A 14,813-nucleotide genomic window follows, 5' to 3' on the forward strand; every position below is an offset into this window, starting at 1 on the left:
GCGCTGGACGACTTGCTCGCGAGACTTCTCGGTTGACATTTCTTCTTTTGCACGGTCGACATTAAAACCCTAAGCTCGGTTGCAAACTGGCCATAACACAGGCTTGCAGAAAAGCGGGCGGACTGTGCGTTAGGAAAGTTCAGTGCGTTTCATTTATTTTATCTCGTGGGAGAAGGCGCAGGTTTTTAATTGCCCGCCTTCTGCAAGCCTAAACGTTGGCTGCCATACTGTGGGACTCGACAAAACGACTAAACAATTTTGACAATGGAAACTATAACTTGGAAAAATTCGGACCTGAAAGGAAACACTTTTGACTTCGAAATTGGTAATCAATTATTGGGGACACTGACTCTATTGAGCCCGTTGAGTTCTAACGCAAGCTTTGACAGTGAGAAGGAACAAATAAGATTTAGTAGAGTTGGTTTTTGGGACAACAAAGTTATCTTGAAAAGGAACAATGAGTTCGTAGGAGAAATTGGTAATAGACTCGTGGGACAGACATTCCTAAAACTTAAAAGTGGTAAGACTTACAAGCTTTCGTCAAACTTAATCGGACGCAACTTAAAATGGATTGACTCGCAAGGAGTTCCCGTTGTAGAGTATTCTTTTGCGACTTTAAAATCAATGAGAAAAGGTTTTATCGTGACGAGCAACGCAATTGACGCAGACGAAAAGGATATTCTTATCAGTAGCGGACTAATCGCAGGTTGGTTTAACGCATATCGTTTGACTATTGGACTACTTTTTGTTGCTCTAATCTTGAACCTAATACCAAGACTAGTTTAAGTACGGCAGCCAACAATATATTTGCGCCAGGCGGGGTTGACGTGTAGTTCAAAGTTTTGTTATCTTTATTGCGCTTCGTGCTGGGGACAAGACGCAGTTCCAAATTCCCGCCCGCTCGCAAATATTCACGTTGGCGGTCATTTTGGCCTGGACAGTGAAGTGCTAACAAAAATGACCAAGGACAACAACGACTGACCGATGAACAAGAAACCGATAAAGGATTAACGACATGGGACTACTCCTTGGACTGATAATTCCGACCTTGACAATTTTTACACCTTTGACAATTCTCATTCTGATTGGACGAAGGAAAAATAGAATCGACCGGACTGACTTTGGAGTTGCAATTCTCGGATGCTTTTTGGTCGGACTGATTGTTCCCATTGTCGCGACATTTCTTTCTGCTCGTGGACTTGCTTACAATTTCGGACCAGACGACCCAAAATGTGTGACTGGAGCAGCCGTGTTTATCTTCTTCGGGTACCTAATAAACTTAATTGGTGTACCTATTGCTGGGATAGTTTTATTTCCACCAAAACGGTTGACAAAGAAATTGGGGTAAGGCCAAAACGAACCGCCAACAAAAGCTTATTGCAAGCGGGCGGGACTGTGCGTCATTGAAGTTGTGTAGTTCTTTATTTATCTTTATCACGTTGGAAAGGGCGCTGGTTTTAATTGCCCGCCAGCAATAAGCTAAACGTTATGCACAATACCGTGGACGTCCCTTGATATTGACAGTGTTACTATTCAACTATTCTTGCCGACAATGCATCATCTGAAGGTCACCTAAACCTTGGAGAATGAGATTGACGTTTCTTGTATTACTTGCGACATTGCTTTTTAGCACTTGCCCTCTTTCACAGCGGACGGATAAAAAGGTAAAGAGAACTGAGCAGAGAAGTTTTTTAACCCAGATTTTGCAGTAGAACTATTCAGTCAGACTTAGTGGCAGGTTTATATTTTGGACATTTGAGAATAATCCATCATACCATTGCCTTCTTTTGAGTGGGACGGACATTTTCAGTACCCATTTTTGGGCTTCTTGCTCTACCCAACTTCCAACTGCAAAGCAGTTGAACCTTAATGTGGAAAGCTTGGGCTGTGGCTGTTTTTGATGGGTTATTTGCCGGAATAGGCTCATCAAATTATAGGCTACCATCACAAAGCGCATAGCTGTTTCAGTAGCACAAAAACTATCCATGCAAAAGCCTTCTGTACCGAAATCTTCTTTCAACTCCTTGATCCTGTTTTCGGCATCACCCCTGCGCTTATATTGTTCCCATATTTCTGTTGCCGGCAGGGCTTGGTTAGTGACAAAGGCATGGTACCTTTTGCGGTACACTTTTTCGTCCGCTATGCCCATGCTGCTGAATAATGTCTTGAGCTTCTTACCCGTTGCCCTGGCCCTGATTTCTTCACTTTGTTTGATGACCACAATCCTACGGGCTTTGCCCCAGCCGCCTTGCTGGTAGTTTATTTCCGATACCCATAAGCCTTCGCCTATCGCATTCCATTGGGTGATACCATAAATGCTGGCTTGTAAATTGGCATACAGCTTACAGGCAATGACGTAGGGGATATTTCTCTGCTCAATGAAATCCAAGACTGTACCGGTACAAAACCCACTATCGGCCCTGAACAACCCTACTGTTTTGTTTTTGAGGATGGCAAAGGTCTCTTCTAAAAAATGGATGCAGTTGCTGTTGCTCCCTGTATTGCCGCTGCGGTTCCAGCAATTGGCCACCATGCGTATGTCATTGACAAAAGCAAACAAGGGATGATGGCTGCCACGGCCAGGCTTCTTGGGGTTGTACCCTTTTTTGCTGCCTTCCTGTTCCCCGTAACGGGTGATCACACTGCTGTCCATATCCAACGTATAATTGTCGAATTGGATCTGCTCAAAAAACCACGTGTACAGTTCAATGAAAATTTGGTGGTTCATTGAGGGCGTAAACTTTTTAAAGAACCGCCCGAAGGTGGTCCCCGAAGCAACCCGCTTCCATCCAAATATCTGGCGCAACACTTCATCAACCCGCACCACCGCTGTGTGACTAAAACGAAAGCAACCAATCCAGATGCCCACCCAAAAACTCTCTATTATACCCACGGCATCTATCCGGTTGTTACTCTTGCTCTCAGGCAAACCAAGCTCGGCCAACTTCTTGCTGATCCCAGTTTGGTCAATCAATATTTTCATCTCTTTCATCCCGCCCCACGCTGTTACTAATTTATCGGTATAGTGGTGTTCCATATTCAAATATAAGACACCTTGTCACTATTTCATTCTACTGCAAAATCTGGGTTTAATGCTGCAGAAAAAGAATAAGAACAAGAACGTATTTTATGAGAAAGGCGATGTTATTTCTTTTCAAGTAAAGGGACGGAGATTAAAAATTACTGGACAAATTATTGATTTCAAAGACAGTGTTATCGTATTTCAAGGCTACGAGGTTAAAGTTTCTGAAATCAAATGCCTTTACATTGACGAAAAGACAAAATGGTGGTTAAGATATAAAATTGCTCAACTATCATTTATAACTGGGACGGGTTATCTAGCGTTGGACATCATCAATACGGGAAAATTAAACCGGAACACAATGGCGATGAGCGGATCTATAATTGGCGTTGGACTTCTTGCAAAATTGTTGATAAGCAATAAGATAAAGATCAGGGGACGGACTAAACTACGAGTATTGATTTTGTGACGAAGAATAGTTTAGGGATTGGTACTGTGCATAACAAAAGCTTATTGCAAGCGGGCGGGACAGTGCGTGATTGAAGTTTGTCGTTCTTTATTTATCTTTATCTCGTTGGACAGGGCGCAGGTTTTAATTGCCCGCCAGCAATAAGCTAAACGTTGTGTGGCATATTAGTATGAAGTTTACGGTTTCAATATTCTTGACTCTAATCCAATTCAGTTTACTTGGACAACCTAGTGAATTGGACAAGGACGTCATTAAAAAAAATAAAGTAAAGGACGTTCTAGTATACACACGCGTACCAAAGACTAATCCGGACTATTTTGTAGAACCAAAGGGACTAATGCTAATTTCTGAAACGAATTTTGACAAGGAAGGAAGAGTATCACAAAGTAATTGCAAGAATTGTTACATAGTGACACATAGAGAAGAAGGTTGTTGCGCTGACGTGATCCAAAAATTCTTTTATAAGAACAACAGACTACTTAGAATTGACGAAATGGATTTTTACAAAAGCACATCACTATTTTTCTATGACTCAGTAAACAATAGAAGATTAGTCATAGGACTTGATAGAAATGATGAAAGGAATAAAACCAAAATCGAATACTTCGACAATCAAGGAAGAGAGATAACGACAATGGAGATTGACTTCGACAATATCTTGATAAAGGGAGACACGGTATATCAGGTTTTCATAAGAAGGATTCTAACTAGTTACAAAGGGCAGACAAAGACGACAGAGGAATTCGGACGAGGATTCGGAAGTAACATTGAAAGGGTAAAATTTGACACATTCAATAAATCCAATGACATTGATGAAATAGAGAAAATATTTCAATCTCTCGACCTAAGTTTTCTTGAGTCCCGTAGCAAATTGACGACTCACTATGACGACAAAGGTAGGGAATTAAAAATAGTTGACGAAAATGACGGGACTACACTTACGACATATACTCGCAATAAGAATGGACTTATTAAAAAAGAGGAGAAGGTAATGCCAAAGTTTACGTTTGAGTACGAGTACCATTATAGATTCTGGAACTAATACGCCACACAACAAAATGTTTCTGCAATGGTGCCGTGACGGGTTGGTTTTAAGTTTTATCTTCGTTCAACGTTTGGTTTCGTGGGACAGGACGCAGCTTCGATAAGGCACCACTGCAGAAACACAAACGTTACCGCCAATGCCCTTGGGACGGTGATGTGCCAAACGAAAAGGTTTCGTTGACATGGAGTTTGATTTATCCACCAGTTGACTAATATGAAGATGTACCGAGAGATTGTTTGTTTATTCGTATTCAATGCTTTCGTAAGCATCTATGGAGTGGCACAAGATGATGGTCATATTACTCTTCAAGGTATTGTTCGGGACAACGAAACAAAAGAAGGACTTGCTGGTGCTTCTATTCGAATATCGGGTTCTTCAATTGGGACACATTCTGATTTATCGGGACGTTTTAGTCTGGGTATTTCCAAACCAAATCGTGATGACTCTTTGATAGTTACGTTTGTTGGCTATAAGAAGTATTCTGAAGCCCTTTCAAATTTGACAAGTTCAACAGGCTTGCAGATAATAAATATGACAAATCAACTAACTAGTCTAAAAGAGGTAGTGGTTCGAAGTGAGTTCTGGTTGAAACAGTATTCGCCAAAAGATTTAATGGAAGACTACACAAAGTTTTACACGATCATGGAGAAGGTTCACACCGGTCTTTTTAACTACCTGTCTGAACGTGAATGGCAAGCCTTAAAAGATAGCTCTCTGCAACTGATTAAATACCCGATGACTCATAGTGAATTTTACCAGTTGATTGCTTTGCATGTTGGGAAAGTTAGGAACATTCATACACGATATGGAGTTACCGATTGGTGGATTAAGCAAAAGCAAAACATTTTTCCCTTTAAAGTCAAGTATTTTGATGATAGGCTGTACATCTCCGAATCTTTATTGAAAGATCAGGCATTTCCAAAAGGTTGTGAAATACTTGAGATCAATGGAAAAACTCCAGGGGAAATCAAAACTATGATTTGGCCCTATATACCTGCGGACGGTTTTATTCAAACAAGCAAAATTGCCGATTTGAGTGACTATTTCTCTTGGTACTTTTCAATGTTTGTCGAAGAAGCGGATAGCTATAAAATCAAGATAAGAACATTGACCGGAGAAGAAGAAACAATAACTACGCAAGGACTTAGAGACTCATTTCGACATTTAATATTTCAACAAGAATGGAATGAAAAAAAATCATCGCTTGAATTAAAAATAAATGGAACAAGTCATACAGCCTATTTTCGTATTGAAGATTCTCGAATCTTTAAAGATTCACTGCAGACCTATTTTCAGAGAATCGTTAGTCAAGGAATACAATATCTAATTATTGATCTGCGTGGACGAGGCGGTATTCGAGAAGGAGAACAAGTGGCAGAACTGTATTCATACCTAGTAGATAAGCCTTTTCGTGCTTATGAAAAGCTAGAGGTTAAATCAAATGATTACACTTTATTTGACAAGGATTTTACGTATAAGCCTTACGCCAATTCTTTAAGGGAAATAAAAGAGCAGTTTTTTGATAAACTGATTGATTCAGATGATGGTTATTATCTATGGCAAGAGGAGTCGATGAAGAAATTGAGCCAGCCTGCGAGTCTCCATTTTACGGGAGCAGTCTATATTCTCACGGATGGCAGGAACTACTCTGCAAGCACATCCTTCACTTCTTTGGCATCTCAGCTCGACAACGTTTTTGTAATTGGAGAAGAAACAGGAGGTGAATATCGTTCTTATGTTAGTGGTGCGATGTTTGGCTTGGTTCTTCCTAATAGTAAGATCGGTATAAAGATCGCAACATGGAAATCGATACTTGACATAGAAGAAAAACCATCGAACAGGGGACGAGGAGTAATTCCAGATTACCCAGTTCCATTTTCGATACACGATTTCATTAACGGGACAGATGTTGTAAAGGAGTTTGCTTATAAATTAATTTCGACTAACAGATAAATAAATTGACATCACCTTGTGACGAGTCTGAAATGACAATCACCTGAGTAGAGAAGGGCACAGGCGGTAACAAAATGTTTCTTCAATGGTGCGGTGAGGTGTAATCCAAAGTTTATATCTTCGTTCAACGTTTTGTGTCGGGGACAGGACGCGGCTTCGGAAGCGCACCACTGAAGAAACACAAACGTTATGGCCAATTTGCGGGACGAGTGCGAACCCTGAATTTCGGTGACGACAAATTAGTAGACGGCTGACTTCTGCTCGCTGACAATTCAAAAACATTCCGCGGACTTTGCTTCAAACGACTGACGGAAATTTTAAAAAATCAAAGACGCTTGTTTAAACTTTTTCCTTGGTGACACTTTTGCTCGTTGACGACTCGTCTCGGAAACATTTGCAATGGGATGACCGATTCTCGCGCGACAACTCTTAACGATACTTTCTGGCGGACGACCAAAACTCTTGCGCTGGACGACTTGCTCGCGAGACTTTCTCGGTTGACATTTTTTCTTTTGCTCGGTCGACATTAAAACCTGAGCTCGGTTGCAAACTGGCCATAACACAGGCTTGCAGAAAAGCGGGCGGAGTGTGCGTTAGGAAAGTTCAGTGCGTTTCATTTATTTTATCACGTGGGAGAAGGCGTAGGTTTTAATTGCCCGCCTTCTGCAAGCCAAATCGTTAGCAGCAAATTTTGACGACACCTATACCACAAAATGACACTCAAGAAAATTAATATGCGGACACCAAAAATAATTCTAGGCCTTGGACTTTTAATTTTAACTTTTAGTTGCAGCAGACAGGGGAGAGAAGAAGCGGAAAAAGGCACAGTTGCTGACAGTATTTCCAATACTTTTATTTCTTCATCAGCCGCAGTAGAAAATGGAAAAGACTCGACAAGACGGTTTATCCGAACGGCTGAACTTAAATTTAAGGTCAAAAGCGTTATCAAATCGACTTATGACATAGAGGACATCACGAATCGGCAAGGAGGTTTTGTAACCTATACCAACTTGACCAGTGACATAAATAATGTGACAACTATAGCTGTGAGTGCCGACTCTACTCTTGAAACGACATATTACACAGTTACGAATTCAATCAAAATAAGGGTTCCAAACACAAAGCTCGACACGACCTTAAAGGAAATATCTAGAAACATTGATTACTTGGATTATCGTATAATAAAAGCAGAAGACGTTGCATTACAAATTTTATCTAACAACTTGATTCAAAAGCGTTCTGCTAAAAATCAAGAGAGACTTGCGAACGCAATCGACAAAAAGGGAAAAAAGTTAAATGAGACAACTAATGCCGAGGAATTACTACTAGACAAACAAGAACAATCGGACAACGCGAAAATCTCAAATCTTTCGTTGACAGATCAAATTAAATTTAGCACCATAAATATTTCTATTTATCAACGACAGACTTTTAAGAGAGAACTTATTTTGAATGACAAAAACGTTGATGCCTACGACCCAAGTTTTGGGAGTAAAGTTCTTGAATCATTAAAATTTGGTTGGGACATTCTTGAAACGTTTTTAGTTTTCTTAACAAGGTTATGGGGCTTGTTTCTGTTTGCTATTTTAGTTTACATCATTTACAAAAAGTATGGTCATAGGCTTAAGTAGTCGACAACTCACAAAATTGACGAGAATAAAATCTGCTGCTAACAATATATTTGCGCCAGGCGGAGTTGACGTGTGATTCAAAGTTTTGTTATCTTTATTCCGTTTGGTGCTGGGGACAGGACGTAGTTTCAAATTCCCGCCCGATCGCAAATATTTACGTTAGCACTCACCCTAAAAGACCGACACGTCCGACAATAAACTGACTGAAAAGGAAGACGAAAATGCCAACGCTTCACAAAATTAAAAGAGGTGTTTTGCCATCGCATTTGTCGACCCAAAAACACCACATTTAATTTTGCCCAACCGCACCCAAAGCCCACCCATCACCCGACAAGTGGAATGTTGAAAATTTGGAGGCAACTTTTGACGTTATTTATAAAAATAATTTTTACATTTGCCAATATTTGTCAAGTCAAAAGAAAGCACATTGAAAACAATTGGGACGACATTACGAGAATTACGAGAAGCAAAAGGACTATTGCTTAGAGAGGTTGGAGCAAAACTATCGCTTGACCCAACAATCTTAAGTAAAATCGAGCAAGACAAACGTATGCCGACAAAAGAGCAAGTAAAATCACTTGCCAACTTCTATAAAGACCAAAAGAATGAGGTAATCATAGCTTGGCTTTCAGACAAACTCTATTACGAAGTTCAAGACGAGGACTTGGCATTGCAAGCTATGCAAGTGGCAGAAGAGAAAATCAAATATCAAAGTAAAAAGAAAAATAAATGAGTTTTGAAATAAGAAAACAAAGACTTACAGAACTCATTGCTCAGTACAATCAGTTCAAAGAACAAGGAAGACTCGACCTTACTTCGGAAGAGACTATTAGAACTTGGTTGAATGAGTTATTGACCATTTTTGGATGGGATGTTCGAGATACCTCTCAAATTTTACAAGAAAAAGTCTTGTCAAAAGCAGAGAAAGAAAGGTTGAATGAAATTGGTTCAAAAAATACAAGACCAGATTACACTTTCAAAATAGCAAAACAAAAATTAACTTTCCTTGATGCCAAAGATATTACGGTAAGTATTGAAAAAGATGTTGAAGCGGCATTTCAAATTAAATCTTACGGTTGGTCGATTTTGGCTCCTTGTGCTTTCATTTCAAACTTTGAAGAGTTCGCAATTTATGATTGCACATACACACCAGAGCAAGGACAAGCTCCAAATATTGGAAGATTGTATTTTACAATCAATGATTACGTTGACAATTTTGAGATTCTTGATGAGCATTTACTAAGAGAAAATATTTACAAAGGAAAGTTAAATGAAATTTATTCGGCAACTTTAAGGGATAATAGGTATTTGGAGAAAATTTCACCTGACCTCAAGTTTGCTCAGCAACTATCTGATTTTCGTTTGCTACTTGCAGGAGATATTTTAAGAAATAACGCTGCTTTTATTCAGAATAATTCTGCCAATCTTAGTTATATAGTTCAGGTAATTATCAATAGAATATTATTCATTCGAGTATGTGAGGCAAGAAAGGTTGAAGAAGAAGGTTTACTAATAACATACAGGGAAAACGGATTTTGGGATACTTTTAAAAATTCATCCTATTTTGAATTTTATGAGCATTATGATGGGCCGTTGTTTGAACGAATAAATTCAATTCACGGCTTAACAATATCAAATGAAGTATTTGATACTTTGTTACAACATTTATATTACCCCTCTCCTTACCGATTTGATGTAATTCCCACCAAATTATTAAGTGACATTTATGAGATTTTCTTGTCTAAAAAATTAATTATTGAAAATGGAGAAGCAAGAGATGAAATCAAAAGCGAATATCTAAAAACAAGAGGCGCAGTAAGTACACCGCAGTATATTGTTCAGGAAATAGTAAAAAGAACAATTCCTAAAAGAAAACTTTTAGATGAAGGGATTGAAAATTTACTATCAAACAGAATTTTGGATATTGCTTGTGGAAGTGGTGTTTTTGCAATTGAAGCTTATGACTATTTAGAAGATATTTTCAAGGAGTTGTTTATATCTACTCTAAATCCAGATTTTGCTCAGTATTTTATTCAAAACGATACGAATTTTTTCCTGAATTTGAAGGGCAAAAAAGCAATACTGGACAACTGTATATTTGGAGTTGATATAGATGCAGAGGCGGTTGAGGTTGCTAAGATGTCTCTATCACTAAAAATTATAGACTCTTCTGAATTCCCTGAATCATATAATGAAATTGGACTTTTTGGTCGTAAAATTTTAAATGGAATTGGAAACAACATTCGTTGTGGAAATTCTTTGGTTGAATCAGATATTTTAGAAATTTTCCCTGACCTTTCTGAAAACGAAGAAGAACTTTTAAAGACGAATATATTTGACTGGAATAGTGAATACGGCTTTAATGAAATATTTGAGCAAAAAGGAGGTTTTGACTACATTGTTGGAAATCCACCCTATGTTGAGGTAAAAAACTACAATGTTGATTTGCCATTTATGCACGCATACATTAAAGAGAAATTTTCCTCTTCGAGAAACGGAAAGATTGACCTTGCAATTCCTTTTATTGAAAAGTCAATAGAATTACTTAACCCACAAGGAAGATTAGGATTTATTGTTCAAAAACGATTCTTTAAAACTGATTATGGAAAGAAAATTAGAGAGATAATTTCTAATTCTCAACTATTATCCTCTGTTGTTGATTTTGAAACAACCTCAATTTTTAAAGGTAGAATGACATATGTTTCGATTTTACTTTTGGACAAATCTATGCCCGAAAATTTCTCTTTTAAGTTGTTCAAGGGCAACATTGAACTTCTTCCGTCACAACTTCGAGAATCAAACACGCCTGATGTTTCTCCTGAAAACTACACTATCTTACCTTCAACAGCAATTACAGACAACCCTTGGAGTTTTGATGATAGTGAATTAATATCTATAAAAACAAGGCTCTTAGCAAACATTGGGACTCTAGGTGATTATGCAAATGTAAGAGTTGGGATTCAAGCATTGTGGAATGAAGCGTACCATATCAGACCAATTGAAATTGTAAACGGAATCATTACTGGAAAGACGCATTTAGAAAACAATTTTCAAATTGAATTGGACGCTTGCTGTGCCTTGTTACCAAACGAAAATTTTTATCCGTACAGAGATGACATTCCTGAAACATATTGCATTTTCCCATATCGAGTTGAAGACGGAAAAGCTTACGAAATCCCTTTTACTGATTTTTGCGACCAATACCCTTTGGCAGGTGAATATTTAACCCGAAATGAAGAGATAATCAAACAAAATGTAGAAACTTTCCCTGAAGAAAGATGGCACGTTTACACGAGGGCTAACAATATTGCTAGAAACTTCCCTAAGGTTTACATTCCTATGACAGCACTTGACACTTTTGCTGCCGTAACTTTTTCTGATCGGCATTATTGTGATAACGCAAATGTAAACTATGTAGAATTACCTGAAATAATTGAAGTAAACCTCTACGCTTTAGCTTCAATTATCAACTCTACTGTTTATTCTGTATTAGCAAGGTCGATTGCAAACCCACAGTCAAATGGCTATTTCAAGTTCAATAAACAATTTCTTGAACCAGTTCCCTTTCCAGTAGAAAACTTCAGAGTAAGAGAAGATTTAAAAACTCAGCTTTTTGATATAACGAGAAGAATCGAAGGATTGCAAGTAAGGTATAAATCTTCATCACCCACCCAAAAAAGAGGTATCAAAACATTGCTTCAAAGGCAATGGGATTTATCGGATGATATATGTTATCAACTCTATGGGTTCAATGATGAGGAAAAAGCCTTCTTCAATGAAAGAGGGCGAAACATTGACAGAATTCTAATTCTAAATAACAATTGACAAATGAACAAGGATTTAAAAAATATTATTAATCAATTCAGTGATGATGAAAACACATTGAATAAGATTCTTGTGTCTATTTACATCAATTCAAATTCGTTAAAAGTTAAAAACAATAAGCTAATCAAGGATTTAATCCTGAGTAAGAATTCGCCTTTTTATCATCATATCGTTTTTGCAACATATAAATTCTCCTTTGATGAACTAATCGAATCATTTGAATTAGCAATTCCATCACAGGATAAAGTTGTTAACGGAGCGGTTTACACACCAAATTATATAAAATCTTTTATTGTAGAAAACAGCCTGTCTAAAGTAAAAAAGCCACTTGCTGAAGTTAAATCGGCAGACATTTCTTGTGGTTGCGGAGCTTTTCTTTTCACTGTCGCAAACAAACAGAAGAATCAAACACAAAGACCCTTTAGCAAAATATTTGAAGAAAATATATTTGGTTTAGACATTTGTCAGACTAGTATAAAAAGAACAGAAATCCTTCTTACACTATTAGCTATTTCACAAGGTGAAGATGAAAAGGAATTTAAATTTAACTTGTTTTGCGGAAATGCACTTTCATTTAATTGGAAATCTAATTGCAGTGCAATCAATACTAATGAAGGATTTGATTTAATTGTTGGGAATCCTCCTTATGTAAGAGCAAAAAACATTGATTTAGAGACTAAAAATTTACTGATTAATTGGTCGGTAACAAAATCGGGAAACCCCGATTTGTATATACCTTTCTTTGAGATTGGTCTAGAAAATCTTAATAAAAACGGTATTCTTGGCTATATAACTGTAAACTCATTCTTTAAAAGTGTAAACGCTAGAGAATTGAGGAAATACTTGCAGTCTAACAAATATGAGTTAAGTATTATTGATTTTGGTGACGAAAAATTATTTGAAAGTAAATCAGCTTACACTTGCATCTGTTTTTTATCCAAAGAAAAGTCAGAATACTTACTCTTTAAAAAAGAAACAAGTAAAACCCTACAAAAAAACGGATTAGAAAAGTTTAATAAAATTCCTTTTAAAGATTTGGACTTTCAGAGAGGCTGGATAATTAACAATAAACAAATCGTTGAAAATATCAAACGAATTGAGAGTGCTGGGGAAAGTTTAGGAACTAAATACAAGATAAAAAACGGGATTGCCACGCTTAGCAATGATATTTATATTTTTAAACCGATTTCAGAAAATGAAAACTATTATACATTAATTCGGAACGGAAAAAAATTCGAAATTGAGAAAGGTATTTGCAGAGACATAATCAAGCCAAACATTCTCAAATATGAACACGAGATAGAAACCATTAAAGAAAAGCTAATTTATCCATATACAAATGGTATAACGCCTTTGTCTTTGATGAAAGAGGAGCAACTAAAATCAAACTTCCCAAAAGCCTACAAGTATCTTTCCTTTCATAAAGATGATCTTCAAAAAAGAGATAAAGGAAACGGTGATTATGGAGCTTGGTATGCGTTTGGAAGAACTCAGGCTTTAACAGACAAAGGATATAAATTACTCTTTCCTTATATGGCAAAAGACCCTCATTTTGTATTTACTGACCAAAAGGATATGATGATTTATTGTGGTTATGCCATATTTAATGAATCAGTTGAAGAACTAAAAATTCTAAAAAGAATTTTAGAGTCAAAGGTTTTTGATTACTATATGCAGAATACAAGTAAACCCTACTCTTCTGGTTATTTTTCGTATGCAAAGAATTATGTCAAGAATTTTGGAGTATGTGAACTAACTAAAAATGATAGATATTTTTTGTCAAACGGAGCGACCAAAGACGAGGTTGATAAATTTTTGATAGAAAAGTATAAAATACAAATTTAAAAGCCAACGCATTTGGTGGCACATTTGCAAAACAGCACAAGCCCCCGCTAAAGCCAAGTTTTGCAAAAGAGCCACCAAGCCAACGCACCAAGACAGACAAGAAATGACAACGAACATCAACGACAGAAAAGAAGGGCGAAGTGCTAACAGCGGTTTTGCAAAAAAGCGGGTTCAGTGGTTCATTGAACATTCTGCCTCGCATCAACTTTTGTGGTATGTTGACAGTTTAGTGCTCCGAAATCCGCTTCTTCGCAAAGCCGCAAACCGTTGTGGCCAATTGGGTTGGCTCCGTGGACAGGGACGAACAAACTGGCAGTATTTCGGTCGACAAAAAAAAGTTGACTTCTCCATATGCAGTCTATAACACATTGACAAGTTACATCTCCGCAGACGGTGGAGAAAAAAATAAAAAGGGAAAATTAGTATCCACTGACGAATCAATAAAGGTGGACTTAAAAAGCAAATAGACTCGGCAATGCAGAACAAATTAAGTTAAAAGGAAACAAAACACAACTCAAAAAAAATGAGACCACTATTGATAACCTTAATTTTTGTCGGACTACTTGGATGTCAGAAAGACCAGCTAACATTTACAGGCCGACTAAATGTGACTTTCACTAACAGTTCCGAGCTTACACTTGGTTCTAAAATTTATGAACTAAGTAATCTGAATTATCCCTTGTTTGAGAACCTTGCCGCAGATTCAAAAGGTAATTTGACCATTGAATTGAATTATGGTAATTACTTAATCGAATATTTTCGACATGACGATTTAAACGGAGGAAATTTCTCGCAACGGAGAGCCTTTCAGATAACCCCCGACAAGACAACAAATTTGACAATTAATCTTTAGTGACGGTTGACGATTTCGGACAAAACCCAACTGGCCACAACAATGTATTTGCGTCAAGCGGGGTTGACGCGTAATCCAACGTTTTCGTATCTTTAATGCGTTCGTTGTCGCGGACAAGGCGTGGCTTCGGAAGCCCCGCTCGAACGCAAATACTCACGTTGGTGGCAATG

Annotated in this window: 11 protein-coding genes; 10 read left to right on the forward strand and 1 reads right to left on the reverse strand. The window is 37.6% G+C overall.

The window, feature by feature from the left end:
• The first annotated feature begins 264 nt into the window (after positions 1–264).
• A complete protein-coding gene (locus KA713_00935; GenBank protein ID UXE67201.1) occupies positions 265–786 on the forward strand; it encodes a hypothetical protein in 522 nt (173 codons plus the stop codon).
• Between the two features lie 928 nt (positions 787–1,714).
• Here the strand turns inward: KA713_00935 and KA713_00940 are convergent.
• Positions 1,715–3,037, reverse strand: a complete 1,323-nt coding sequence (locus KA713_00940) for an IS1380 family transposase (GenBank protein ID UXE67202.1) — start codon at positions 3,035–3,037, stop codon at positions 1,715–1,717.
• A 55-nt stretch (positions 3,038–3,092) separates the two neighbouring features.
• Here KA713_00940 and KA713_00945 point away from each other — a divergent pair, with 55 nt between their 5' ends.
• From KA713_00945 to KA713_00985, 9 genes are all read left to right on the forward strand, one after another.
• On the forward strand, positions 3,093–3,491 hold the full coding sequence (locus tag KA713_00945) for a hypothetical protein (GenBank protein UXE67203.1): 399 nt from the start codon (positions 3,093–3,095) through the stop codon (positions 3,489–3,491).
• Positions 3,492–3,900: 409 nt separating this feature from the next.
• Positions 3,901–4,533, forward strand: coding sequence for a hypothetical protein (locus KA713_00950; GenBank protein ID UXE67204.1), 633 nt, complete (start codon positions 3,901–3,903; stop codon positions 4,531–4,533).
• A 216-nt stretch (positions 4,534–4,749) separates the two neighbouring features.
• Positions 4,750–6,489, forward strand: a complete 1,740-nt coding sequence (locus tag KA713_00955; protein UXE67205.1) for a carboxypeptidase-like regulatory domain-containing protein — start codon at positions 4,750–4,752, stop codon at positions 6,487–6,489.
• Between the two features lie 734 nt (positions 6,490–7,223).
• Positions 7,224–8,120 (forward strand): DUF4349 domain-containing protein, encoded by an 897-nt coding sequence (locus KA713_00960; GenBank protein UXE68988.1) that lies wholly within the window; start codon positions 7,224–7,226, stop codon positions 8,118–8,120.
• A 427-nt stretch (positions 8,121–8,547) separates the two neighbouring features.
• Complete coding sequence (locus KA713_00965; protein UXE68989.1) at positions 8,548–8,853, forward strand: helix-turn-helix transcriptional regulator; 306 nt, start codon at positions 8,548–8,550, stop codon at positions 8,851–8,853.
• Positions 8,850–11,945, forward strand: coding sequence for an N-6 DNA methylase (locus tag KA713_00970; protein ID UXE67206.1), 3,096 nt, complete (start codon positions 8,850–8,852; stop codon positions 11,943–11,945). The genes KA713_00965 and KA713_00970 overlap by 4 nt, the downstream gene beginning before the upstream one ends.
• 3 nt (positions 11,946–11,948) lie before the next feature.
• Positions 11,949–13,790: an N-6 DNA methylase gene (locus tag KA713_00975; GenBank protein UXE67207.1), complete on the forward strand. Its 1,842-nt coding sequence runs from the start codon at positions 11,949–11,951 to the stop codon at positions 13,788–13,790.
• 269 nt (positions 13,791–14,059) lie between these two features.
• Entirely contained in the window at positions 14,060–14,257 is a 198-nt protein-coding gene (locus KA713_00980) for a hypothetical protein (GenBank protein UXE67208.1), read from the forward strand.
• A 56-nt stretch (positions 14,258–14,313) separates the two neighbouring features.
• Positions 14,314–14,643, forward strand: coding sequence for a hypothetical protein (locus KA713_00985; GenBank protein ID UXE67209.1), 330 nt, complete (start codon positions 14,314–14,316; stop codon positions 14,641–14,643).
• Positions 14,644–14,813 lie beyond the last annotated feature (170 nt).

The organism is Chryseotalea sp. WA131a, from assembly GCA_025370075.1.
In the GTDB taxonomy this organism is placed as follows: Bacteria; Bacteroidota; Bacteroidia; order Cytophagales; family Cyclobacteriaceae; genus ELB16-189.